1 protein-coding gene and 1 pseudogene are annotated in these 2,165 nt (G+C 33.2%); both read left to right on the top strand.

Annotation, left to right across the window (positions count from 1 at the left end; all coding sequences use genetic code 11):
• The first annotated feature begins 57 nt into the window (after nucleotides 1–57).
• Nucleotides 58–816: an HAAS domain-containing protein gene (locus B2C77_RS00420; protein ID WP_077701821.1), complete on the top strand. Its 759-nt coding sequence runs from the start codon at nucleotides 58–60 to the stop codon at nucleotides 814–816.
• Nucleotides 817–1,019: 203 nt separating this feature from the next.
• A pseudogene (locus B2C77_RS22415) lies at nucleotides 1,020–2,165 on the top strand (ISL3 family transposase); the annotation flags it as partial.

Here is a 2,165-nt window from a genome sequence, read left to right as displayed (position 1 = left end):
TTAACAAAGTGTTGTGTTTTGAGCCAGATACAAAATATACAAAAGGAGATGACATCATTGAAGAATAAGTTAAAACTTTCTAAAGAAAGCCAAGAGTTCTTGGAAAACTTACGTGTATACTTATTTTCAAGTGGAAAACAATGGGATGAAATTGAGGAAATTGTGAATGAATTAGAAATCCATTTGTCCGAAGCCGAAAAAAACGGAAAATCCATTGAAAAAATTATTGGAAAATCTCCGAAAGAATATATGGAGATGGTTTCTAACGAGATGTTAATTGACTATAGAACATGGTTTAAATACATTTGCCTAATCATTCTTGGATCATTTTCTATTACAATTTTCCCTGACTTATTAGAAGGCAACCTCTCCTATTCTATCTTGGAAATTATCGGGCATATTATAATTGGTGCAATATTTATTGCTTCTGTTTTCACAGGGTTTAAATATATTTCTACATCAAATCAATCTCTCAAAAGACAGGGGTTGATATTGGCTGGTATAGCGATACTGCCCATCGCTCTATTTATTGGGTTAATCTACCTAAATAGAGCCATCGACACTCCCGTCATTTATTTCGGCAATACTGGAAGCCTAATCATTGGTGTAATCACAGTACTATTTATAATAGGTTTTTCCATTTGGGCAAAATCATGGACTTTAATCATTATAATAGCATTGTTAACACTTCCTGATTATTTACTAAATCTGACCACATTGCAATACGAAACACAACTAATCGTTAGTACAATCATAACTTTTGGAGGAATTGCCATTTACCTCTGGATATTGTCTAAATTGGAAAAAAGTAAGTGAAGATTAACTAATATAACATTAGACTCGTGGAAACCTATGTCAAACCATTATTTTAATTTAGGTTTTCACGAGCTGTTTTCATTAGTTTTCTATTTTAATTCTAAACTTTGAAAGGAAAAAGTAAATGTTAACCAATATGCTCAATCTACCAAACTTAAAGATTCTGGATATGAAAGAAAGCGAATATGATTATAGATTCTTAGTTGAGTCTACTACACTACCCCCCTTCACATTGTCCAAAGTGTGGTACTGTTGCAAACTTATACAAACATGGTAAGAAACAACAACTATATTTCGACCTACCAATGCACGCTAAACGTGTTGGTATTTATGTCAATCGCCAAAGATATAAATGTAGGGAGTGTAATGAAACGTTTTTTGAGAACCTTCCCGATATGGACGTTAGTCGTTCGGTTACTAATAGACTTATAGATTGGATTCAAGAAGCAAGTCTCGAAAAGACCTTTACCAGCGTTGCAGATGATATAGGTGTAGATGAAAAAACTGTTCGAAACATATTCAATGATTATGTTTCTGAACTTGAAGCACATACAGATTTCAGAACTCCTAAATGGCTTGGTATTGATGAAGTTCATTTGCTTAAAAATTATCGTTGTGTCATCACTGATGTTGAAAACAAGTCGGTAATTGATATTTTACGTAAACGGAATAAAGATGTGGTTATCAGTTATCTTTCAAGACTCAAAGACATTGATAAAATTGAACTTGTAGCAATGGATATGTGGAATCCTTATAAAAGTGCTGTTAAATCAGTGATACCACATGCCAAAATCGTAATTGATAAGTTTCATGTTGTTAAATTAGCCAATGAAGCCCTGGAAAAGATACGAAAGGCTAATCGCCAGAATGTCCAAAGAACGTAGGCAACTCATGAGAGACCGTTACGTACTTCTAACAAGACGTAAAGACCTTAATGACTTTGATGACCAAATAAAATTACAAATATGGACTGATACATTCCCGTTACTTGGTCAAGCATATGAGCTTAAAGAGCAATTCTTTGACATTTATGAGGCTGAATCAATCAACGAAGCCTATAAACTGTATCAAAACTGGTTTTCAAATATACCTAAAGAATTGATGGCTTATTTTGGTGATCTAATAAAAGCAGTGAACAATTGGGAAGAAGAGATATTCAACTATTTCAATTCTCCAATTACAAACGCCTATACAGAATCCCTGAATCGTTTAATTAAGACAATGAACCATGTTGGTCGTGGTTACTCTTTTGAAGCCCTCAGAGCAAAAATCTTATTTACACAAGGCTATCGTAAAATAAAAAAGAAAAAGAAATTCAAAGAAGTTGAGATTACTTTTGGAAAAATGTT

Source organism: Virgibacillus dokdonensis (assembly GCF_900166595.1).
GTDB classification, from domain to species: Bacteria; Bacillota; Bacilli; order Bacillales; family Amphibacillaceae; genus Virgibacillus; species Virgibacillus dokdonensis.
Note: the sequence above shows the minus strand (reverse complement) of the source record. Positions and strands in the feature narration are given on the sequence as shown.